The 21,567-nt window shown below is 61.9% G+C and carries 18 protein-coding genes and 2 tRNA genes; 16 read left to right on the plus strand and 4 right to left on the minus strand.

Translation table 11 applies throughout. The annotated features are described in order from the left end of the window. The 12 genes from dnaA to DX923_RS00055 all read left to right on the plus strand — a co-directional run bounded on the left by dnaA (nt 1) and on the right by DX923_RS00055 (nt 14,622). Nucleotides 1-1,461, plus strand: a complete 1,461-nt coding sequence (gene dnaA / locus DX923_RS00005; RefSeq protein WP_116111759.1) for a chromosomal replication initiator protein DnaA — start codon at nt 1-3, stop codon at nt 1,459-1,461. Nucleotides 1,462-2,408: 947 nt separating this feature from the next. Continuing rightward, on the plus strand, nt 2,409-3,542 hold the full coding sequence (gene dnaN / locus DX923_RS00010) for a DNA polymerase III subunit beta (RefSeq protein ID WP_116111761.1): 1,134 nt from the start codon (nt 2,409-2,411) through the stop codon (nt 3,540-3,542). 110 nt (nt 3,543-3,652) lie between these two features. Next, a complete protein-coding gene (gene recF / locus DX923_RS00015) occupies nt 3,653-4,900 on the plus strand; it encodes a DNA replication/repair protein RecF (protein WP_116111763.1) in 1,248 nt (415 codons plus the stop codon). A 55-nt stretch (nt 4,901-4,955) separates the two neighbouring features. Beyond that, on the plus strand, nt 4,956-5,528 hold the full coding sequence (locus tag DX923_RS00020; protein WP_240322674.1) for a DUF721 domain-containing protein: 573 nt from the start codon (nt 4,956-4,958) through the stop codon (nt 5,526-5,528). A 486-nt stretch (nt 5,529-6,014) separates the two neighbouring features. Then, a complete protein-coding gene (gene gyrB / locus DX923_RS00025) occupies nt 6,015-8,114 on the plus strand; it encodes a DNA topoisomerase (ATP-hydrolyzing) subunit B (protein ID WP_240322852.1) in 2,100 nt (699 codons plus the stop codon). Nucleotides 8,115-8,336: 222 nt separating this feature from the next. Beyond that, complete coding sequence (gyrA, locus tag DX923_RS00030) at nt 8,337-10,862, plus strand: DNA gyrase subunit A (RefSeq protein ID WP_240322853.1); 2,526 nt, start codon at nt 8,337-8,339, stop codon at nt 10,860-10,862. A gap of 501 nt (nt 10,863-11,363) precedes the next feature. Beyond that, nucleotides 11,364-11,723, plus strand: coding sequence for a DUF3566 domain-containing protein (locus DX923_RS00035; protein ID WP_162872659.1), 360 nt, complete (start codon nt 11,364-11,366; stop codon nt 11,721-11,723). A 95-nt stretch (nt 11,724-11,818) separates the two neighbouring features. Then, nucleotides 11,819-11,892, plus strand: a tRNA-Ile gene (locus tag DX923_RS00040). 287 nt (nt 11,893-12,179) lie between these two features. Next, complete coding sequence (locus DX923_RS00045; RefSeq protein WP_116111771.1) at nt 12,180-13,250, plus strand: calcium:proton antiporter; 1,071 nt, start codon at nt 12,180-12,182, stop codon at nt 13,248-13,250. A 70-nt stretch (nt 13,251-13,320) separates the two neighbouring features. Next, nucleotides 13,321-14,340 (plus strand): nucleoside hydrolase, encoded by a 1,020-nt coding sequence (locus DX923_RS00050; RefSeq protein ID WP_116111772.1) that lies wholly within the window; start codon nt 13,321-13,323, stop codon nt 14,338-14,340. Between the two features lie 9 nt (nt 14,341-14,349). After that, nucleotides 14,350-14,490, plus strand: a complete 141-nt coding sequence (locus DX923_RS15980) for a DLW-39 family protein (RefSeq protein WP_006503836.1) — start codon at nt 14,350-14,352, stop codon at nt 14,488-14,490. Between the two features lie 59 nt (nt 14,491-14,549). Then, nucleotides 14,550-14,622: transfer RNA gene (locus DX923_RS00055), tRNA-Ala, on the plus strand. A gap of 138 nt (nt 14,623-14,760) precedes the next feature. Here DX923_RS00055 and DX923_RS00060 read toward each other — a convergent pair. After that, on the minus strand, nt 14,761-16,467 hold the full coding sequence (locus DX923_RS00060) for an NAD-dependent malic enzyme (protein ID WP_116111774.1): 1,707 nt from the start codon (nt 16,465-16,467) through the stop codon (nt 14,761-14,763). 218 nt (nt 16,468-16,685) lie between these two features. On the opposite strand from DX923_RS00060, the gene DX923_RS00065 reads away from it, so the two are divergent. Beyond that, entirely contained in the window at nt 16,686-17,036 is a 351-nt protein-coding gene (locus DX923_RS00065; RefSeq protein WP_116111776.1) for an ArsR/SmtB family transcription factor, read from the plus strand. Continuing rightward, nucleotides 17,033-17,347 carry a hypothetical protein gene (locus DX923_RS00070; protein WP_116111778.1) on the plus strand — a complete coding sequence of 105 codons (315 nt, stop codon included), beginning with the start codon at nt 17,033-17,035 and terminating at the stop codon, nt 17,345-17,347. The genes DX923_RS00065 and DX923_RS00070 overlap by 4 nt, the downstream gene beginning before the upstream one ends. Before the next feature lie 144 nt (nt 17,348-17,491). Here the strand turns inward: DX923_RS00070 and DX923_RS00075 are convergent, their stop codons facing one another. Both DX923_RS00075 and DX923_RS00080 read right to left on the minus strand, forming a co-directional pair. Then, on the minus strand, nt 17,492-18,160 hold the full coding sequence (locus DX923_RS00075; protein WP_162872660.1) for an HAD hydrolase-like protein: 669 nt from the start codon (nt 18,158-18,160) through the stop codon (nt 17,492-17,494). Between the two features lie 92 nt (nt 18,161-18,252). Continuing rightward, nucleotides 18,253-19,002, minus strand: a complete 750-nt coding sequence (locus DX923_RS00080) for a hypothetical protein (RefSeq protein WP_116111781.1) — start codon at nt 19,000-19,002, stop codon at nt 18,253-18,255. Nucleotides 19,003-19,237: 235 nt separating this feature from the next. On the opposite strand from DX923_RS00080, the gene DX923_RS00085 reads away from it, so the two are divergent. Both DX923_RS00085 and DX923_RS00090 read left to right on the plus strand, forming a co-directional pair. Then, nucleotides 19,238-19,756: a peptidylprolyl isomerase gene (locus DX923_RS00085; protein ID WP_116111782.1), complete on the plus strand. Its 519-nt coding sequence runs from the start codon at nt 19,238-19,240 to the stop codon at nt 19,754-19,756. Between the two features lie 108 nt (nt 19,757-19,864). Beyond that, nucleotides 19,865-20,758, plus strand: coding sequence for a rhomboid family intramembrane serine protease (locus tag DX923_RS00090; RefSeq protein WP_116111784.1), 894 nt, complete (start codon nt 19,865-19,867; stop codon nt 20,756-20,758). Between the two features lie 383 nt (nt 20,759-21,141). On the opposite strand, the gene DX923_RS00095 is transcribed toward DX923_RS00090, so the two are convergent. Further along, entirely contained in the window at nt 21,142-21,444 is a 303-nt protein-coding gene (locus DX923_RS00095) for a cell division protein CrgA (protein WP_430732285.1), read from the minus strand. Between the last annotated feature and the right edge of the window lie 123 nt (nt 21,445-21,567).

Here is a 21,567-nt window from a genome sequence, read left to right on the forward strand (position 1 = left end):
GTGACCGACCAGAGCGACGACTACACCGACATCTGGCGGGACGCCCTCGACTCCTTAGAACTCACCCCCCGCGACCGGGCCTTTCTTCATCAGGGGCGACTGCTCGGTCTGTTGAACGGTACCGCGATCGTCGCCGTTCCGGACGACTTCACCAAGGACGTCATCGAGACCAGAGTCCGCGCTGAGCTCGCTGCCGCCCTCTCCACTCGGATCGGTGAGCCCACGACCGTAGCCGTGACCGTTGATCCACAGCTGAGACATGACGCGCTGCCGCTCGACGACCTGAGCACCGACCCACTTCCGCTCGTACCGAGCTCTCAGCCTTCCGAAGCGGATCCAGCACCGGAGCTTTCTACAACAGAACAGCTTCAGGAGAACTCGCCCACCTCGGTCCGCCGTCAGGAGAGCAACGGGCGGGTCGTCTCCGGAGAAGCCAGACTGAATCCGAAACACACCTTCGACAGTTTCGTGATCGGGGCGAGCAATCGTTTCGCCCATGCTGCCGCCGTTGCCGTTGCCGAAGCCCCTGCAGAGGCCTACAACCCACTGTTCGTCTATGGCGATTCGGGATTGGGTAAAACCCACTTGCTCCATGCCATCGGCCACTACGCCCGGCAGATCTATCCCAACGTCCGAGTGACATACGTCAACTCCGAAGAGTTCACGAACGATTTCATCAACTCAATCCGCGACGACAAGGCGGCCAGCTTCCAGCGCAGGTACCGCGAGGTCGACGTGCTGTTGATCGACGACATACAGTTCCTGGGCGGCAAGCTCCAGACACAGGAAGAGTTCTTCCACACCTTCAACACCTTGCACAACAGCAATAAGCAGGTGGTCATCACCAGCGATGTCCCACCGAAGATGCTCCAGGGCTTCGAAGCCCGGATGAGATCTCGCTTCGAGATGGGGTTGCTGACCGATGTCCAGCCTCCGGATCTCGAGACAAGGATCGCGATCCTGCGGAAGAAAGCGATCCAGGAGCGGTTGACCATCCCAGACGAGGTTCTGGACTTCATCGCCTCGAGGATCTCCACGAATATCCGCGAGCTCGAAGGCGCGCTGATCAGAGTGACCGCTTTCGCGAGCCTCAACCGCCAACCAGTGGATCTCACCTTGGCTGAGATCGTCCTGAAGGACTTGATGCCTGAAGGAAACTCAAGCCAAATTACAGCTGCAGCGATCATCGCTCAGACCGCGCAGTATTTCGGGCTGACCGTGGATGACGTCTGTGGCAGCTCGCGGTCCCGCATCCTTGTCACAGCCAGGCAGATCGCCATGTATCTGTGCCGCGAGTTGACCGATTTGTCCCTGCCCAAGATCGGGCAGCAATTCGGTGGCCGAGACCACACCACGGTCATGCATGCAGATCGGAAGATCCGGACGTTGATGGCGGAGAAAAGAAGCGTCTACAACCAGGTGACCGAGTTGACGACAAGGATCCGCACGACGTCGGTCTAAGACCGGTCTGGCTCGAACCACCCTGTCAGCGATCGGCCTGGCGGCTGCGACTGCTCCTCTGCCCAGCCTCCTGTGGACGACCCTGATCTGGAGCAGACGTCGGGCCACCAAGGAGCAGAAGGACTTCTGCAGCACGTCAGCGGCTCTGTGGGTGGTTGTCCACAGCTCTGTGGACAACCACCCACAGAGCCGGACGGGGGAGGCCACTCAGGGCATTTCCTGAGGTCACAGCAGAGTTACGGTTTCGCAACTTGCCCGTCCTCAGGAGCACCTGTCCACACAGTCATCCACAGGTGTGGATAAACCAGTTCTGAGAACTACAAAAAACTTGTCATTCGATGGCTTCCACGTGCCCATACGTCATACACAGCTGTGGATAACTCTGTGGATAACAAGGGGGTGCGCACAGCGGAAATCGCCCCTGCAGGCTGCCGTTCACCAGCGGTGCAGCCCTGTCATGGACAGGACCGCAGCGGCAAGCCAGCAGCGGGGTCGTGCTCCACCCACAGGGCAGTGGAAAACATGTGGACAATCGACCATTTCATTGTGGACAACCTGTGGACAGACAGAGGCCGCCTGTGGATTCTTGTCATTCGTCCACAACGACCGCCTGTTATGCACAGGTGTTATCCCCAGATAAATCACAAGTTCTCAGCGCAGCTGAGCTGCGCAAAAGGCAGTTATCCACAATATCCACAGGCCCTACTACGACTATGAGACTTAAGTGGCATGAACGAGCTTGCGTACGAGCGCTGTGGACAACTTGCCCCTACGGACTCCACATCGACCGGATGGGATGGGCTCTGAGCACTCCACATCATTTGTGACTCACATCACAAGTGATGTGCGCGACGCTCCGTACCTCTGGTGGCCGATTGGTGTTGGTCCCCAGGGGCACTACAGTCGGAAGGCACTGAATTCGGAGTACAGAGGGGCGGAGAGTTCGCATGAAGATCCGTGTGGAGCGCGATGTCCTCGCGGAGGCCGTCACCTGGGTCGCCCGAGGTTTGCCTAATCGTCCGCCAGTTCCAGTCCTGGCTGGGGTGCTTATCACTGCAGATGAAGCCGGGACCTTGACCCTCTCGGCCTTCGACTACGAGACCTCTGCGCGCATCATCGTGCCTGCGGACGTGAGTGAGTCAGGTACCGTCCTGGTGCTTGGGCGTCTTCTCGCTGACATCTCCCGCAACTTACCGATGCGGCCGATCGAAATCACCACAGAGGGCAATAAGGTTCAGCTGACCTGTGGCTCCAGCAGATTCAGCCTGCTGCAGATGCCGAGTGACGAGTATCCGTCGTTGCCTATCTCCCCCGACCCCAGCGGCTCCATTGCAGGAGATCTGTTCACACAGGCCGTCGCCCAGGTCTCGATTGCAGCAGATAAGAGTGACACCTTGCCGATTCTCACCGGGGTCCGGGTAGAGATTGAAGGCTCGAAGATGACTCTGCTCGCCACTGACCGATACCGGCTTGCCATGCGTGAAATGGATTGGAACCCTCGGGACCCCGAAGCCTCTGGTGTCCTTCTGGTGCCTGCTCGTACTCTGTCTGAGACCGCGAAGTCCTTGGGGGCCGCGGCTTCAGTGGAGGTCGCATTCGGTGAGGCGGCAGGCGGAGACGGCTTGATCGGCTTCGAAGCCGGCCAGCGACGAACCACGAGCCGCCTACTGGACGGTGAGTACCCGAAGGTGTCGTCCATTTTCCCGTCCAGCGTCGAAACCGAAGCGGTCATCGAGACCTCCGCTCTTGTCGAAGCAGTGAAGCGTGTGTCGCTGGTCGCAGAACGCAATACGCCGGTGCGCTTGCGTTTTTCGGAAGGACAGCTTTCGATCGATGCAGGTACCGGAGATGATGCCCAGGCGTCGGAGGCCATCGAGTGCTCTTTGTCCGGTGAGGATTTCGAGATCGCGTTCAACCCCCACTACCTCCTAGACGGTTTGCACGCGATCGGAACGGATCATGCGAGGCTGGCCTTTACCCAGAGCAACAAGCCTGCTGTCCTGACCGGCCAGAGCTCAGCCGACGGAGAGGCGGACAACTCCTACAGGTATGTGCTGATGCCGGTACGTTTCGCAGGCTGATCAACCCTCTGTCGAATGGCCCGGATCGGAACAGTTCGGAAAGGAAGATGCCGTGACATCGCCTGTCTTCGAATCCTGCCGAGTCACGACCCGATCCCGCTGAGGCAGGGGTGTATCTCCGACATCTGTCTTTGACAGATTTCCGCAGCTACGAGGTTGTCGAACTGTCCTTCTCTCCTGGTGTGACCACGCTGGTTGGTTTCAACGGGCAAGGGAAGACCAACCTCGTCGAGGCGGTGGGATATCTGGCCACCCTGGGAAGCCACAGGGTCTCCCAGGACGGTCCGCTGGTCCGACATGGTGCGGATCGAGCTGTGGTGCGGGGAGCCATCGTCCGTGAGAATCGGGAGCAACTCGTCGAGATCGAGATCATCCCAGGCAAGGCGAATCGTGCCCGGCTAAATCGTTCGGCGCAGAGCCGGCCTCGGGATGTCTTGGGCACTCTGCGGACTGTCCTTTTCGCGCCGGAGGATCTGGAGCTGGTCAAAGGTGATCCAGCTGAACGTCGACGATTTCTGGACGCGTTGCTGATTGCGCGTCAGCCACGATGGGCTGCAACCAGGTCGGACTACGATCGGATCCTGAGGCAACGCAATGCTTTACTGAAGTCCGCCGCACCTGACCTCCGTCGTCGGGCGGGACGAGGACGAGGTAGATCGTCCCAAATCTCCTCGAGCCATGATGAGCGGATCGCCTCGGCCTTGCACACTCTCGATGTCTGGGACGATCAGCTTGCAGGAGTGGGCGCGCAACTCTTGTACGGAAGGTTACGGATCCTGCAGGATCTGAAGCCTTTTCTCTCTGCTGCCTACGATGAGGTGAGCGCAACCTCCTCGTATGCGCATGCGGTGTATCGCTCTTCACTTCAGGAAGAGACCGCCAAGGAAATCCTGGACGGTGAAGTGCCGACCGTGGAGGAGCTGCGGGAAGCTTTCCACGCCACACTCGTTGAGCAACGTGCTGTCGAGATCGAGCGTGGGTTGTCGCTGTCGGGCCCCCACCGAGATGAAATGGTGCTCTCGCTGGGAGGACTACCTGCGAAGGGATACGCCAGCCATGGGGAGTCGTGGAGCTTTGCGCTTGCACTGCGGCTGGCGGCTTTCCAGCTGTTGAGGCGAGATCTTCAGAACGACCCGGTATTGATCCTCGATGATGTTTTCGCCGAACTGGACTCGGGGCGAAGAGATCGGCTCGCGGCACTCATCGCCGATGCCGAACAGGTTCTGGTGACTGCTGCTGTTCCAGAAGATATCCCTGCCGCGTTGCGGGGCGTGGTCTGTCGAGTTTCTCAGGGGACGGTCACCTCGGACGACGGGGTTCTCGTGGAGAGCGAGACCGGGAGCCTTCGTCATGACTGAAGGCCCGCACATTCCCATATCATCCACAGGATCTGTGGATAACCAAGAGATTTCTGTGGATGAAGGTAGACCCGCCTCCCGGAAGGAGCTTGCCGGGGAAGCTGAAGGATCTTCGGCTGGTGATGTATTCGCTGCTGAGGAACTACCGATCGAGTCAGCTGTCGAAGCAGCAGCCGCATCGGCGCTGGCCAAAGCCAGGGAAAATGCTCGTTCGGCAGGATTACGGCCGTCCTCAGGGCGGATCCGTTCGCGTGCCAAGGCGCGCCCCTCGGAGTATTCCGGTGCTAGAGCAGACGGGCGGGATCCGATCCTGGTGGGTGACCACTTGGGACGTTTGCTCTCTGAACGTGGGTGGCAGGTCGAGGTCGCCGTCGGGTCGGTGATCTCGCGTTGGCCTGCAGTCGTAGGTCCTGAGGTAGCGCAACACGTCGCTCCGGAATCCTTCGAAGACGGCGTACTGACGGTGCGGGCTGATTCGACCAGCTGGGCCACCAACCTGAGATATATGGTTCCGCTCCTGCTCGAACGGCTTGCTGTGGATGTCGGCGAGGGGAAGGTCACCGACCTGAGGATCGTTGGCCCAGCCTCTCGGAACTGGCGTAAGGGGCCGCGGCACTCGCGTTGGTAGCTGTGGTCATCTGCGCATGATTTAGCTCTAGATGGTGAGCCATAAGGTAGGGACTGACTGATGAAAGGACCTGTTTTTCTGACGAAGAACCAGGTCAGACCCCTATTGGATCTCGGATCGATTTCCTCTCCAGTGCCTCGCTGATGAAACTGGATTAATCCGATATGTCCTAAGAGTCGATTCTTCGCAAAGGGCCCTCAGGCGCGCGTAAACCCCGGGCCGAATACAGGGAGTCATGAGCCCGCTCATTCGCGCCTCAGTGTGGCTCGCCAGGGCCCCACTGATGCATGTCTGTCCTATGACGCGGGTAGACTGTCGATGCTACAAACGTCTCGTCGTTCGTGCCGGGGCCGTACACCGACGAAGCCCCCATCCCAGGGGCTCGTAGAACGACCGACACGAACGCCCATTCCCGGCAGGAGCGTCGTGACCGAGTCCAACGCTGAGCATCCCCTTCGCGAGGCACCAGAGAACCAGGCAGCGCCGATGGACCACATTGGGGAGACCGACCCCAACTACGACGCCAGCGCCATTACGGTCCTCGAAGGGCTAGAGGCCGTACGCAAACGCCCTGGCATGTACATCGGCTCCACCGGAGAACGAGGACTGCACCACCTGGTTTGGGAGATCGTCGACAACTCGGTCGACGAGGCGCTCGCCGGATACGCCGACCGGGTCGACGTCACTCTTCTCGCCGATGGCGGAGTACGCGTTCGTGACAACGGGCGAGGCATCCCCACCGACATCCACCCGGTCGAAGGTGTCTCAGCTGTCGAGCTGGTTCTGACGCAACTTCATGCCGGCGGAAAATTCGGTGGCGGCGGGTACAAGGTTTCCGGTGGTCTGCACGGTGTCGGTTCGTCCGTCGTCAACGCGCTCTCATCCAGACTCGAAGCCGAGGTGCGCCAGAAGGGCCACATCTTCAGGATGGCTTTCGAACGGGGTGTTGCTGTAGCTCCTTTGGCGCAGATGGAGCCCACCGAAGAGACCGGGACCACCATCACCTTCTGGGCGAGTCCAGAGATCTTCGAAACCACCACCTACGACTTCGAAACGGTTCGCGCGCGTTTCCAGCAGATGGCCTTCCTCAACAAGGGACTGACCATCACCCTCACCGACGAACGCCCTCAGGCGATCCAGGTCGCCGAAGACGAACTCGAGGAGGAAGCCGAGCTCGCGGCCGCCGAGGAAGCACCCGAACAGCCCAAGGACGACGCTTCAACGGCAGCCGAAGAAGCGCGTTCGGGTGAGGTGGCCAAGGACGCCCAGGGCCGAGCCACCGGGCGTACGGTGAGCTACCGCTACGACAACGGGCTCATCGACTACGTGACCCACCTCAACGCCAGCAAGCGCAGTGAACACGTTCACCCCGAGGTCATTGCCTTTGAGCTGGAGAATTCCGATCGGAATCTCTCCCTCGAAGTGGCCATGCAGTGGACGACCGCGTACAGCGAGTCCGTGCACACCTATGCCAACACGATCAACACGCACGAGGGTGGCACCCACGAGGAAGGCTTCCGAGCTGCATTGACCCGGTTGGTCAACGAATTTGCCCGCAAGCAGAACCTGCTCAAGGACAAGGACGAGAACCTTACCGGTGACGACATCCGAGAAGGACTGACCGCCGTCGTCTCGGTCAAACTCGGCGAGCCGCAGTTCGAAGGGCAGACAAAGACCAAACTCGGTAACTCCGAGGTCAAAGGATTCGTTCAAGGCGCGATGACCAGTGAGTTCAGCGACTGGCTGGAGCGGCACCCGAACGAGGGCAAGGACATCGTCCGCAAAGCCGTCCAAGCCGCAGCCGCACGGATCGCTGCGCGCAAGGCCCGTGAGAACACCCGCCGCAAGGGCCTGATGGAATCCGGTGGTCTTCCTGGCAAACTGCGGGACTGTCAGAGCAAGGACCCCAGCGTTTCCGAGATCTACATCGTCGAGGGAGACTCCGCAGGCGGTTCGGCGAAGGACGGGCGCAATCCCTTCAACCAGGCGATCCTGCCCATCCGTGGAAAGATCCTCAATGTCGAGAAAGCCCGCATCGACAAGGTGCTGGCCAACCAGGAAGTCCAAGCACTGATCAGCGGATTCGGCACTGGCGTGGGTGAGGACTTCGACCTCGCGAAGGCTCGGTACCACAAGATCGTGCTGATGGCCGACGCCGACGTCGACGGCATGCACATCCGTACCCTGCTGTTGACCCTGCTCTTCCGCTTCATGCGGCCGTTGATCGAAGCCGGGTACGTCTACCTGGCCCAGCCACCGCTCTACCGGATCAAGTGGAGCAACCACCCTCATGAATTCGCCTTCTCCGACCGCGAACGTGACGAAATGCTGCGTGCGGGGCAGAGCCAAGGTTGGCGTCTGCCGAAGGACTCTCCCGTCCAGCGGTACAAGGGTCTCGGCGAGATGAATGCCACTGAGTTGTGGGAGACCACGATGGATCCCGAACACCGGGTCCTCCTCCAGGTCACCCTGGACGATGCTGCTGCTGCCGATGAGATCTTCTCCGTACTGATGGGTGAAGACGTCGAATCGCGGCGCAGCTTCATCCAACGGAACGCCCGCGACGCGCGATTCCTGGACCTGTGATGCCAGGCCCGACGGAAACGGACCACCGTCGGGCCCAGGCCACGGCCCTCCGACAGGGGCCCACCTCCTGGACAACGATCTACCAACCATCTTGCGAACAGGACGACGAGCGTGAGTGACGAGCAGACTCCCGGCGGCACACAGCCCATCGAGGACGCAGCGGACGGTGTGAACGGGACCGTCGAGCATGACCGCGTCGAACCGGTCGACCTGAACGCGGAGATGCAGCGTAGCTACATCGAATACGCGATGAGCGTCATCGTCAGTCGGGCGCTTCCCGATGTGCGGGACGGGTTGAAGCCGGTGCACCGGCGGATCACCTACGCCATGTACGACGGCGGATACCGACCCGACCGTGGCTACAACAAGTGCAGCCGCGTCGTCGGCGACGTGATGGGGCAGTACCACCCGCACGGTGACACTGCTATCTACGACGCACTGGTCCGCCTGGTGCAGCCGTGGAACATGCGTTATCCGTTGGTCGACGGTCAAGGAAACTTCGGTAACTCCGGTGACGACGGCGCAGCAGCCGCTCGATACACCGAGTGCCGGCTGCAGTTCCTGGCCATGGAGATGGTGCGGGACATCCACGAGGACACCGTGGACTTCCGGCCCAACTACGACGGGAAGAACCTCGAGCCGGACGTCCTGCCGGCACGTTTCCCGAACCTGTTGGTGAATGGGAGCGCAGGTATCGCCGTCGGGATGGCCACTCAGATCCCGCCGCACAACCTTCGTGAGGTTGCCGAGGCAGCGCAGTGGGTGCTCGCGCACCCGGATGCGACCAAGGAAGAACGGCTCGAAGCCTGCATGGGCATCATCAAGGGGCCCGACTTCCCTACCCGTGGGCTCATCATGGGACGCAAGGGGATCGAGGACGCCTACCGGACTGGGCGTGGTTCGATCGTCATGCGGGCCTCTGTCCAGGTCGAGGAGATCCAGGGACGGACCTGCTTGGTGGTCACCGAGCTTCCCTACCAGGTCAACCCGGACGCCCTCAACCGCAAGATCGCCGAACTGGTGAAGGACGGGCGACTGGCCGGGATCGCGGACCTGCGCGACGAGACATCCGGCCGAACCGGGCAACGGCTGGTGATCGTGCTCAAGCGTGACGCGGTGGCCAAGGTCGTGCTGAACAACCTCTACAAGCACACCCAGTTGCAGACGACCTTCGGAGCCAACATGTTGGCGCTGGTGGACGGTGTTCCGCGGACTCTTCCGGTCTCCGCCTTCGTCCGGTACTGGGTTGAACACCAGATCGAGGTCATCGTTCGTCGGACGCGTTACCGTCTGAAGAAGGCTGAGGAACGGATCCACATCCTGCGGGGTCTGTTGAAGGCCCTGGATGCGCTGGACGAGGTCATCGCCTTGATCCGTCGCTCCCCGAGCGCCGATGAGGCCAAGTCGGGTCTGATGGGTCTGTTGGAGATCGATGAGATCCAGGCTCTGGCGATCCTGGACATGCAGCTGCGTCGATTGGCTGCTCTGGAGCGACAGAAGATCATCGACGACCACGACGAGCTGGCCCGGCAGATCGAGGATTTCAAGGACATCCTGGAGACCCCGGCGCGGCAGCGGTCCATCGTCTCCGAGGAACTCGCCGAGATCGTCGACAAGTACGGTGACGACCGTCGCACCCAGATCATGCCCTTCGACGGCGACATGTCGATGGAAGACCTGATTCCTCAGGAGGATGTGGTCGTCACCATCACCCGAGGCGGATACGCCAAGCGAACCCAGGTGAACGCCTACCGCAGCCAGAAACGCGGAGGCAAAGGCGTCCGCGGGGCACAGCTGCGTGGAGATGACATCGTCGAACACTTCTTCGTCACCACGACCCACCACTGGTTGCTCTTCTTCACCAACCTGGGCCGGGTCTACCGGGCGAAGGCCTACGAACTCCCGGAGGGGAGTCGCGAGGCCAAGGGACAGCATGTCGCCAATCTGATGGCCTTCCAGCCGGAAGAACGGATCGCGCAGGTCATGGCGTTGCCCGATTACCAGGTCGCGCCCTATCTCGTGCTGGCCACCAGGAACGGCCTGGTCAAGAAGACACGGCTGGCCGAGTACGACTCGCCCCGCTCCGGTGGTCTGATCGCGGTGAACCTACGCGATGGTGATGAGCTGGTCGGAGCCCGGGTCTGTTCCGCTGAGGACGACCTGTTGCTGGTGAGCCGTCAGGGGCAGAGCCTGCGTTTCCATGCTACCGACGACGTTCTGCGTCCGATGGGACGAGCCACCAGCGGTGTGACAGGGATGAAGTTCCGTGGCATGGACGAGCTGCTGTCCCTTTGTCTAGTTCCTGATGGCGAGGATCCCGATGTCTTCGTGGTCTTCGAAAACGGTCTGGCGAAACGAACTCCGGCGTCCGGCTATCCGGTCAAGGGTCGGGCCGGCCTGGGCGTGCGGGTGGCCGCGATCTCGGAACGTGGTGGGAATCTGGTCGGTGCCCTGACCGTCGGCGAGAACGACGAAGTCATGGTGGTCATGGAGAAGGGCAAGATCGTCCGCAGCCGGGTCGACGGAGTCCGTCGGACCGGGCGTAACACCATGGGAGTCCAATTCGCTAAACCGGATAACGGTGACGCCATTGTTGCAGTTGCCCGAAATGCCGAGGCAGAGGGTGACGACTCGGAAACGAATGAGGATTCCGCTGGTGAGGGCCTCGAAAATAGTGCCCCGATGAGGAACGATGAGAGAAATGACGAAACCGTCTCGGACACCGGAGTCACCTCTTCGGAGCAATGAGGGTGGCGGTAGCGTGGTTCTGAAAGATGACGACGCCGGAGGTGGCGAGTGACGACGAAAAGCGGCGCGCCTGGAGTGCCGAGCGCAGCTCGGGGAGAGCCGCGCCCGACGCCGGGCAAGAAAAATAGTCCGGCGAAGACGGCCAGCATGCCTACCACGCCGGTGCCGATTTCCCCTGCTAAATCTGCTGGGGGTTCTGGAAAACCAGCTCCTGGCACTGGAAAACCTGCTGGAGGGCCTCCTCCGCAGGCGACTTCTGGGCAGACCAAGCCGATTCCCGGGCGAGGACGTCCCGCGGGGGTACCGCCTCGGCAGGCTCCCCCTGCCCAGGCCAAGCCCGGACCGGTGAAAGCGCCTCCGCTCAAGCCGGGCGCGGGTCCTGCACCGAAGGCTGCACCGGGGCCGGCTAAGACAGCTCCTGTGCAGGCTCCGTCCCCGGGGCCAGGTTCAGGTCCTGCCGCGACGCAGCAGTCCGGTGCACGCCAGTCCGATGCTCGCCGGGTGAAGCTGACCCTCTCTCGGGTCGACCCGTTCTCGGTTCTGAAGATCTCCTTCTTGCTCTCTGTGGCTTTGGGGATTGCTGGAGTCGTAGCGGTGTCGGTGTTGTGGGGTCTGTTGAGCGGGATGGGGGTCTTCTCCACGATCACCGACTCGGTCAACGAGCTTCAAGCAGGGGCCTCGAGCAACAGCAAGGTTGATGTCTCGGACTGGTTCTCCTTGGGCCGGGTGGCTGCGCTCTCTGTCGTCTTCGGTGTGTTCAACATCGTGATGATGACGGCGATCTCCACCTTGGCAGCGGTGATCTACAACGTGTGCGCGGCCATGGTGGGCGGCGTACAAATGACGCTTTCGGATGACTGAACAGGGTCGGGGATCCCGTGTCCTGGTCGCGTTTTGGACGAGCAGAGAACCTGCGGTAGCCTAAGGTGCCGCCAGGTCGAAAGTCCAGGCGTGATGGGCCTATAGCTCAGACGGTTAGAGCGCTTCCCTGATAAGGAAGAGGCCACAGGTTCAAGTCCTGTTAGGCCCACCCATGTGAGAGGCCCCGGATAAATCCGGGGCCTCTCACATTTTCTCCGGACCTTGTGATCACTGCTGGTCACTCTGCGTGTCGTGGGGTCTTCTTGGTGTCTGGTAGGCGCTCCATGGCCTGCAGACCCCGGCACATGTCAATTAGCCTGAAAGACGACAGCTGCGGGGGTGGGAAGGTCAAGCTCGACTCCGCTACCTGGTCATGTCCTTCATCAGCTCAATCCAGGATCGGAGAAACCTTTGCGGGTTGCCCTTGCCCATGGAATCGCCTCATGGACGGCCGTCGTGCCGATCGGTGCCGTTCTGCTGCTGGCAGCCAGTTGGGGAAGGGAGACCCCTCCACTACTCGTCGGGTTGGTCGCGCTGACCTTAGCGATGAGCGTGTTGGCTGCGGTCCATCACGCTGAGGTGGTGGCACATCGGGTCGGGGAACCCTTTGGCTCGCTGGTCCTTGCGGTGGCAGTAACCGTCATCGAAGTGGGTCTCATCGTGACGCTGATGTCTGCGGGCGGCGAAGGAGCAGCCACCTTGGCCAGAGACACGGTCTTCTCCGCGGTGATCATCACGGTCAATGGGATCGTCGGGCTCTCGCTGCTGGTCGGTGCCCAACGACATGGGCTGCTCTATTTCAACGCTGAAGGAGCAGGCGCCGCCTTGGCCACGGTGCTCACCTTGTCCACCTTGGGTCTGGTGTTGCCCACCTTCACGACTGCTGAGCCCGGGCCACAGTACTCAGGGAGCCAACTGGCCTTCGCTGCCGTATCGGCACTCGTTCTCTACGGGCTCTTCGTCCTCACCCAGACCCGGCGTCACCGGGACTTCTTCCTGCCTGTCGAAGTCGACACAGAATCGAAGACGGGCCAGTCCGAAGATGACGAGACCCATGCCGAACCGCCCAGCCTGCGGGCGACTCTCACCAGTCTCGTCCTGCTGATCTGCTGCCTGGTGGCCGTGGTGGGGCTGGCGAAGGTGGAATCTCCTGCCATCGAGGCCGGCGTGCGTGCGGCAGGGCTACCGCACTCCTTCGTCGGTGTGGTGATCGCCCTGCTCGTCCTGGCCCCGGAGACTCTTGCCGCGGTGCGCGCTGCTCAACGCAACCGCATGCAGACCAGCTTCAACCTGGGGCTGGGTTCGGCCATTGCTTCGATCGGTCTGACGATCCCCAGTATTGCTCTGCTTTCCTTGTGGCTGCCCGGTCCTATCCACCTGGGGCTGGATCCGTTACAGATGGCGTTGTTGGTGATCACCGGCGGGGTGGCGACCTTGACGATCGTCCCAGGCCGGGCCACCCGGCTCCAGGGGACGGTGCACCTGGTGCTGCTGTCGGCATTCGTCTTCCTGGCCGCCAACCCCTGACCCTGAGGCCCTGGCGGGTGGTTGGTGCTGCGCACTACGGTAGGGGTCCTCGGCGAAGGAGTGAGGACAGATGGCGATTCCCCTGGTGATCGACACCGACACCGCTCAAGACGACTGTGTAGCACTACTGGTGGGTCTGCTCGATCCGGCAGCAGATCTGCGTGCCATCACAATGGTGGCCGGAAATGTGGGCTTCGACCGTCAGGTTCGTAATGCCTGGATGACGCTGTCGGTCGCGGGGCGGCTTGGCGAGATACCTGTTCATCTCGGATGTCGCCGTCCGCTGATGCGGGAGTGGGTCTCTGCGGAGGACGTACACGGTGACGGTGTAGGCGGGCTCACGATGGACGACTTCGGATGCGAGCCAAGCCCGGAACACGGCGTGGACGCTCTGATCCGGTTAGCCGATGAATACGCCGGCGAACTCACCATCGTGGCGATCGGGCCGCTGACGAATATCGCCGCGGCCGTGTCGAAGGATCCAGGATTCGTCAACAAGGTGAAGACCTTGGTGGTGATGGGTGGATCCAACAACGGGCGGGGAAATATCACCGCTGCCGCAGAGTTCAACTTCTATGTCGACCCGGAAGCCGCCAGGATCGTCTGCGAGGCCGGTTTCAAGGATCTGGTGATCGTGCCCTGGGCTCCGCTGACCGTCCGGGACGCCACCTTCGGGCGCGACCGGTTGGCCCGGTTGGCCGCCCTGGGTACCCCGCTGTCGCTCTTCTTCAGCAGGATCATCGAAGCCACCCTGGCGTTCGACGAAGCGGTGGGTATACCCGGGTCCACTCACCCGGATTCGCTGTCTGCTGCGATCCTCCTCCACCCGGAGCTCGTCACCAGGTCTGCGCCCTACCACGTTGCTGTCGAGACCTCTTCGGAAGCGATGCGGGGTTACTCGGCGATGTCATGGCTCGGGCCGCAGGCCTCCGCGCAGCTGGCAGAGGGAACCTCGATGGCCTCAGTGCGCACCGTTCACCAACTGGTGCCGAATGCCACTGTCATCGAGGAGATCGACGCCGATGCTTTTTACGAGTACGTGGAGGCTTTGTTGGGGACGGGTACTTCACCCTCCCGGCCAGTCGCGTAGGCTTGAGCCATGCGGAAATTCGTCGTATTGGGCGTGGCCGTCGCCACGGGATTCTTCGTCGCACGGAAGCTGCAGGCGAAGCAGGAGGACCAGGCGTTGTGGGCAGAAGCCACCGACCCTGCACCGGCCCCGGTTCGGCATCTGGGCTGAGACGTCGTAGGCTGTCCCTCGACACCCGCACTCGCGGGTAGGGCGCAGACGCGTCCATTGGGGCCTTGGCGCAATTGGTAGCGCACCTGCTTTGCAAGCAGGGGGTTAGGGGTTCGAGTCCCCTAGGCTCCACCCAGGTCAGAGGGCCCCTCCCACTCGGGAGGGGCCCTCTGACTTTTGTCGATTCAGTTATTCGCTCAGTCACCGACCGTGGAACGGCCCGTCGTCAGGCACCCTGGAGAGCATCCGGACGACGGGTCGAACAGTCCGTCACACGATCTCCAGGGGCGGGTATTTCGGGGTCCACATTCGCTGGAAGACGTCGTCGACCGGGTCGGTCAGCGGTCGACGAGCCACGCCTTCGGCTTCTGCGGCACGAGCCACTGCCAGGGCGACCTGTGCCGACACCGGACGAAGCTCGTTGATGGAGGGCAGCAGTGAGGCTCCTGGTCGGTAGGCGTTCGCGTGGGATGCAAGAGCCTGAGCTGCCGCAGCGATCATCGAATCGGTGACTCTGCTGGCCTGGCAGGCAGCGACGCCTAGACCGATCCCCGGGAAGATGAGGGCATTGTTGGCCTGAGCGATGTAATGGCGGATCTCCTGATGGTCGACCGGTTCGAAGGGGCTGCCCGTGGCGACCAGGGCTTTCCCGTTCGTCCATTCGATCAGCTCTGCCGGGGTTGCCTCGGCGCGTGAGGTCGGGTTCGATAGCGGCATGATGATGGGCCGTTCGCAGTATCGGTGCATGGCCTCCACGACTTCGCGGGAGAATGCGCCGCCTGCGGTGGAGGTGCCGATGAGCATGGTCGGTTTGACCTGTCGGACCACGTCGAGCAGGTCGATCTTCTGATCAGGGGTGAAACCCCAATCGGTGACCTCGGCCCGGGGGCGGGCGAAGGTCCGCTGGAAGTCGAGCAGATCGGTCATGTCATCGACGTACAGGCCCTGGATCCCGATGGGATAGAACTGGCGGATCGCTTCAGCCCGGGGGATACCTTGGCGGCCCATGTGGTCGAGAAGGAGGTTGGCGATACCGATACCTGCGCTACCTGCACCGAAGGAGACGATGCGGTGGTCGGTCAGCGGATGCCCGGCCACTTCGACACCGGCCAGGATGGCAGCGAGGACGACAGCTGCGGTGCCCTGGATGTCGTCGTTGAAGGTGCAGTGATCGTGGCGGTACGTCTCCAGGATGCGGTGAGCATTGCCGGTGCCCAGGTCTTCCCAGTGCAGCATCGCGTTGGGGAAAACTCGGGAGGTGGTCTCCACGAAGGTACGGATGAACTCGTCGTACCGCTCTCCGCGTACGCGGGCGTGGCGTTCACCCAAGTAGAACGGGCTGGTCAGGAGGCCGAGGTTGTCTGTTCCGGTGTCGAGGACGACGGGGATTGCACGGCGGGGGTGGATGCCGGCCGCTGCGGTGTAGACGGAGAGTTTGCCGATGGCGATCTGAATGCCACCGATACCCTGGTCGCCGATACCGAGGATGCCTTCGGAATCGGTGGCGACGACGAGGTCGACCTCGTCGGGGTCCAACCCGTGTTCGAGTAGGGATTTCTCGATCAGGTCGGGACGGTCGATGGACAGGAAGACTCCGCGCGGACGGCTGTACTCGACGCTGAACCGTTGGATGACCTCGCCGATGGTAGGGGTGTAGACGATCGGCATCATCTCTTCGAGGTGGTCGGCGAACAGCCGGTAGAAGAGGATCTCGTTGCGATCGCGCAGGTTGGCGAGGTAGTTGCTCTTGGCGAAGGGTGTCTTTGCCGACTTGTACTGCTCGTAGACGCGGCGCGCCTGGTTGGACATGGAGGTGACGCCGGTGGGCAGGAGTCCGCTGATGGCGAGTTCGTCGCGCTCGTCCTTCGTGAAGGCGGTTCCACGGTTCGTCATGGGGTTGGCGAGGACAGCTCGTCCTCGGGCGTGGATACGCAGCGATCCATCGCGGTGCGTGGTGTCGAGTTCGTAGTCGGGCATCGGTCCGTTCCCTCGGCCGTGGGCGCTGGCTTCGCGATCGTAGTGCACTGACCCGGGCCGTGGAGCGGGTGAAGGTGGCCTGGATCTGACTTCCTTGTCGGCCGAGGAGGACAACCTATGGACGGTTTGGGCGGAAGCTCTGGGAATTTACGCGAATTTTATTGTCTTATAGGCGAAACGATTTACATATGCGTCGTTCCGCATATTAGTATCGATGCATGAATCCTGAACGCATGGAGATCGCCTCGCGCTGGCTTGCCACGGCAGACCTGTTCAAGGTGCTCTCCGCCCCGTTGCGCATCGGGATCATCGAGCTGTTGGTGGAACGGCCTCGAAACGTGTCCGAACTCGTGGACGCGCTCGGAGCCCCACAACCATTGATCTCCCAGCACCTGCGCATTCTGCGCGAGACCTGCCTGGTCCAGGGCAACCGCTCTGGACGGGAGACCATCTACAGCCTGATGGACGATCACGTCGCCCACATCGTTCGAGACGCGATCGCCCATACATCGGAACACGATCCGAGCAAGCCCAAAGAGACCCACCGACCCCGGAAGGATCCGACATGAGCCACGTTCTCGCCGAACCGCACACCGACCACCAGCACGGGCCGAACTGCGGACACGAAGCAGTCGTCCACGAGGACCACATCGACTACCTCCACGACGGGCACGCCCACCGTCTCCACGAGGACCACGTGGACGAGTGCAACAGTTGCCAGTGCGAGCACTGCAGCGATCTGTGCGTGACCTGCGACTGCACCGACTGCGCATGCCCCACCTGCAACCACAACACCTGCCAGTGCGAGCACTGCAGCGACCAGTGCGTCAGCTGCGACTGCACCGACTGCGCATGCCCCACCTGCAAGCACGTGGCCTGAGCAGCAGATACCTTCCGGTTGCCCCGAAACCGGAAGCAACCGACCAGGACGTGGCCGATGTCCCATGACGGCTACGATCAGGCATCGAAAGAGGGCGTCATCGATCAGATGGCGCCCTCTTCTGAACTGTCGAGGCGGGAAGAATCACAGGCCAGGACGCAGGAGATCCCCCAATTCCGCCACGGAATCGACGACAGCGAGCGCATCGACCCACTCTGACGGCTCGCCGTAACCCCAGGAGACAGCGATGGTCTGCACCCCGTGGATGCCCGCGCCGATGATGTCGTGATGACGGTCGCCCACCATCACCGGGTACGACAGGTCGGCGCCTGCCGTGCCTAGCCGCTCCAGGGCAGACGCCACTACGGCGGCTTTGGTGCCGGTGCTCTCGTCAGGCGGGGAACCACAGATGGCGACGAAACATTCGCCGATTCCGTAGCCGTTGACGACCTCGACGGCCATCGACTCCAATTTCGATGTGGCGACTGCGAGCGGAAGGCCTGTTGCGGCCAGCTCACGGATCAGTTCGAGCATCCCCTCGAAAGGCGGGGTGCGGTCCAGCTGGGTGTGCAGCGAAGCTCGGTAGCGTCGGACGACCTCAGGGATGTGTTCTTCCGGTACTTGCACGATTTCACGCAGGGTCTGCCCCAGTGGGGGGCCGACGATGCGTCTGGTCTCGATACCGGACAACCCGAGGAATCCCATCTCGGTCAGGATGGAGTGCAGGGTCGAGACGATGGTTTCCCCGGAGGCGCTGATGGTGCCGTCGAGGTCGAAGAGGACAGCGGTGGGCTGTCCCGGTGTGCGGGTCACAGAAGCCTCTCCTGTTGCCGATGAGGGTGGGCAGAACATGACGTCGGTGGCCCGATCAGCTGATCGGGCCACCGACGTCATGTTCTGCGGTGTCAGTAGATTCTCTTGTCGCTGTCTGCTCCGGAGGGCGGAGGCATATCTGCGGAACGGGCCTCGGTGGACGGCGGGATCAGGTCGTGGTTCTCCTGGGGTACTTCGGAGAGCTGGCCGGGCGAAGTCTCCGGAGTGGTGGATTCACGACCTGTTGTCGGGGGCACGTACGGGTCGGCCAGCGGGCGGGCCCACGGGTCGTCCTGTTCCGCGGCTTTCTTGTTCACGTACCAGGCGATCGCGCCAGCGATGGCGACGATTCCAGCAGCGGCCAGCAGGCTCGACCCGAAACGAGATTTGCGGCGTTCCGGTGCGACGACGGCGTCACCTTTCAGGACGAGTGCGGCGTCGGTCGCCCGGTGCATCGCGTCGGATTCCTTCACTTTCTGGAGGGCGTCGGACTTTGCTGCGGCGCCAGCTGCGACTGCTGCTGAGACGGCGCCGACGACCTTGGGGACGACCTCGTCGACGAAGGTGTCCTTGGCCTCGGAAACGCGGGGAAGGACATCGTCCTCGACGCGGGCTCGAGCCTCGTCGAGTTTGGGTGCGACGGCGGCTCCTGCAGCAGCGAGGGCTGGCGCGGCCAGGTTCTTTCCGTGGTCGGCCTGCTCGGCGACCTTGGCTCGGACCTTGGATGCGGCTTCGCTGGCGGCGGGGATCAAGGAGTCCTTCAGTTCGCTGACGTCGGACGTGCTGACTGGCAGCTTCTCGATCGTGGGGACAGTGACCTTGTGCTTCTTGCGCTGGAACACGGTTTTCCTCGCTCTCCTAGCATCGCCATCGGCATCGAGACCGGAAGGTGGGGCGACGTTGCGGCTCTCACGAAGCCCATTGCCCATCCTGCCGTTTTTCATGCCTCTCCGACCAACGTATGACGTCTCGTGAACTATCCCGGGGCAAGCGCGGAAGGTGTTTCGTCACATCTGTCCGACATCGCGGCAGGTTCAGGTCGACCAGTGGTGGGGTGCTCATGGAAGGATGGCGTTCATGAACGTGACGCTGCACACCAATCACGGCGACATCAACGTGGTGTTGTTCCCCGACCACGCCCCGAAGACGGTCGACAACTTCGTGGGTCTGGCCAAGGGCACCAAGGAGTACAAGGACGACGCAGGGCGGACGAATCCCACCCCGTATTTCGACGGGCTGACCTTCCACCGGATCATCCCCGGTTTCATGATCCAGGGTGGTTGCCCCTTGGGTGAAGGCTTCGGTGGCCCTGGGTTCATGTTCGACGACGAGATCAGCCCGGACAAGGACTTCTCGAAGCCGTACATCCTGGCCATGGCGAATGCCGGTAAGCGCGGCGGACGGGGGACCAATGGTTCCCAGTTCTTCATCACCGTTGCGCCGACGACCTGGCTGCACGGCAAGCACACCATCTTTGGTGAGGTCGCCGATGAGGAGAGCCGCAAGGTCGTAGACGCCATCGCCGGTGTCCGGACCGGAGCGAACGACAAGCCGGTGGAGCCGGTGGTCGTCAACAGCGTGACCGTGGCTGAGTGACCTGTCTGCAAGTTCCACGCTCGTGAACCAGAGCGTGCAGGACATGTGACGCCCCCCGGCACCCCCGGGGGGCGTCATGCGTTGGGGGTCGTGACAAGGAGGAAGTCCATGACCACGCCGTACGGTGCACCTTTGCCGGTGTCCGGCCCCATGTGCCCGCGCCATCAGGGTGTACTCACCTATGTCACCTGCCAGCGGTGTAACCGACCCGTCTGCCCGCAGTGCCAGGTTCCGGCCTCGGTGGGTGTCCACTGCGTGGATTGCTCCGCGGAGAGCCGTCGCAGCCGGCCTGCGGCGGTGCGACGTGCTTTGTCCGCAGAAGCGCAGCCGTATGTGACCTATGGGTTCACTGCGGTGATCTGTGTGGTCTACGTGGTGCAGCTGATCGTGCCCTCGCTGACGTCGAAGATGACTTTGGTGCCGATGCTGGCTTGGCGAGAGCCGTGGCGTCTGTTGACCAGTGCTTTGGTCCACGATCCGAACTTTCCGTTGCATCTGGTGGGCAATGCTTTGCTTCTGATCCTCCTGGGGAGGGTGGTGGAGCCGGCCCTGGGACACCTGCGCTACGCGGTGATGTGTGTATTGAGTGCCTTGGGTGGCTCGGTAGCCATCGTGTGGATGAGTGTGCCGCCGGAGAGTCCATTGACTCGGGATCTGAGCTGGGTGACTCCGGTGTTGGGTAGTTCGGCTATCGGCTATGGACTGATGTGCGCCCTTCTGGTCCGGGAGATGCGGGGGCGAGGCGATGTTCGAGGAGTGACCGTTCTGATCGTCCTGAACGTGGCTTTCTCCTTGATGATGCCGAATGTCTCCTGGCAGGGGCATCTTGGTGGCGCTGTGGCCGGTGCTTTGGCGACATGGCTGCTTTCTGCTGTGGGCTCACCGTTGAGGCCGCGGGCGCTCGCCTGGGCGGTGGCGGGAGTCGGGAGCCTGGTGATGGTGGGTGCCATCGTTGCCAGATTCGCTCTGGTATCTCCCTATTGGGGAGGTTTCTCCATCTGATTCCCGGGCTGAATCGCATAGCTCGTCGTTCAAGTGGGTCGCCTTGTGTCTCAACATGATCAGAGGGTTATCCACAGACTTATCCACAGTTGGGGATGAATAACAGCGGTGTAATCACAGTGATGTGAACAGCTGTGGACGAAGGAGGAAGCTCTCGTGGAAAACAGGGCTGGCCTCGGTGTTCATAATCCTGGAAGGACGTGCCGGTCCGAGTTATCCACAGAAGTTCTCCACAAGGCGTGTGGATAAGAGTGCTGATCTGTGGACAGAGCGCTCCGGACAGAACACCTCTGGGCACACAAGGGCAGCAACTCGTTCAGTAGGACGACCCACGCACGAAAGCGCGGCCACCCTACGGTGACCGCGCGCTCGTCAGAACTGCATCAACGCCAATTCGTCGTCATCAAGAAACCGGCTATCAGCAAACCGCCGCCGACTGCCAGGTTCCAGTTGCCCCACTGCTGTACTGGCAACTTACCCAGACTCACGTAGTAGACGACCACCCATAGGCAGCCCAGAATCATCAAGGTGACCATGACCGGAGCCCACCAAGAGGGACTCACATCATCGACCTTGGACTTCGGTTGAGACACCGGACGACGCACGCTCGTCGGAGCAGACTTCGCCTGTTTCTTGGCCGGGCGGGACTCACTCACTACGAACTCCTGATCGAACGCGATCCACAAGAAAGCCAGAATACCTCTCTAGGGTAAGTGCAGTCGGGTCGAAGGGTGTAGAACTCCGCCGAGTCGGGGAAGAGCCAGCGACTCACCGACGTCCCAGGACGATAGCCGACGGCCTTCTCGGCG

The sequence above is a fragment of the Austwickia chelonae genome (assembly GCF_003391095.1).
Lineage (GTDB): Bacteria > Actinomycetota > Actinomycetes > Actinomycetales > Dermatophilaceae > Austwickia > Austwickia chelonae_A.

Excerpts from the sequence above, each read along its gene's own strand:
- DX923_RS00070 (WP_116111778.1), top strand. The coding sequence starts at position 17,033 with ATGAGCCACGTTCTCGCCGAACCGCACACCGACCACCAGCACGGGCCG.
- DX923_RS00050 (WP_116111772.1), top strand. The coding sequence starts at position 13,321 with ATGGCGATTCCCCTGGTGATCGACACCGACACCGCTCAAGACGACTGT.
- DX923_RS00060 (WP_116111774.1), bottom strand. The coding sequence starts at position 16,467 with ATGCCCGACTACGAACTCGACACCACGCACCGCGATGGATCGCTGCGT.
- dnaN (WP_116111761.1), top strand. The coding sequence starts at position 2,409 with ATGAAGATCCGTGTGGAGCGCGATGTCCTCGCGGAGGCCGTCACCTGG.
- DX923_RS00085 (WP_116111782.1), top strand. The coding sequence starts at position 19,238 with ATGAACGTGACGCTGCACACCAATCACGGCGACATCAACGTGGTGTTG.
- DX923_RS00065 (WP_116111776.1), top strand. The coding sequence starts at position 16,686 with ATGAATCCTGAACGCATGGAGATCGCCTCGCGCTGGCTTGCCACGGCA.
- gyrB (WP_240322852.1), top strand. The coding sequence starts at position 6,015 with ATGGACCACATTGGGGAGACCGACCCCAACTACGACGCCAGCGCCATT.
- DX923_RS15980 (WP_006503836.1), top strand. The coding sequence starts at position 14,350 with ATGCGGAAATTCGTCGTATTGGGCGTGGCCGTCGCCACGGGATTCTTC.
- DX923_RS00090 (WP_116111784.1), top strand. The coding sequence starts at position 19,865 with ATGACCACGCCGTACGGTGCACCTTTGCCGGTGTCCGGCCCCATGTGC.
- gyrA (WP_240322853.1), top strand. The coding sequence starts at position 8,337 with ATGCAGCGTAGCTACATCGAATACGCGATGAGCGTCATCGTCAGTCGG.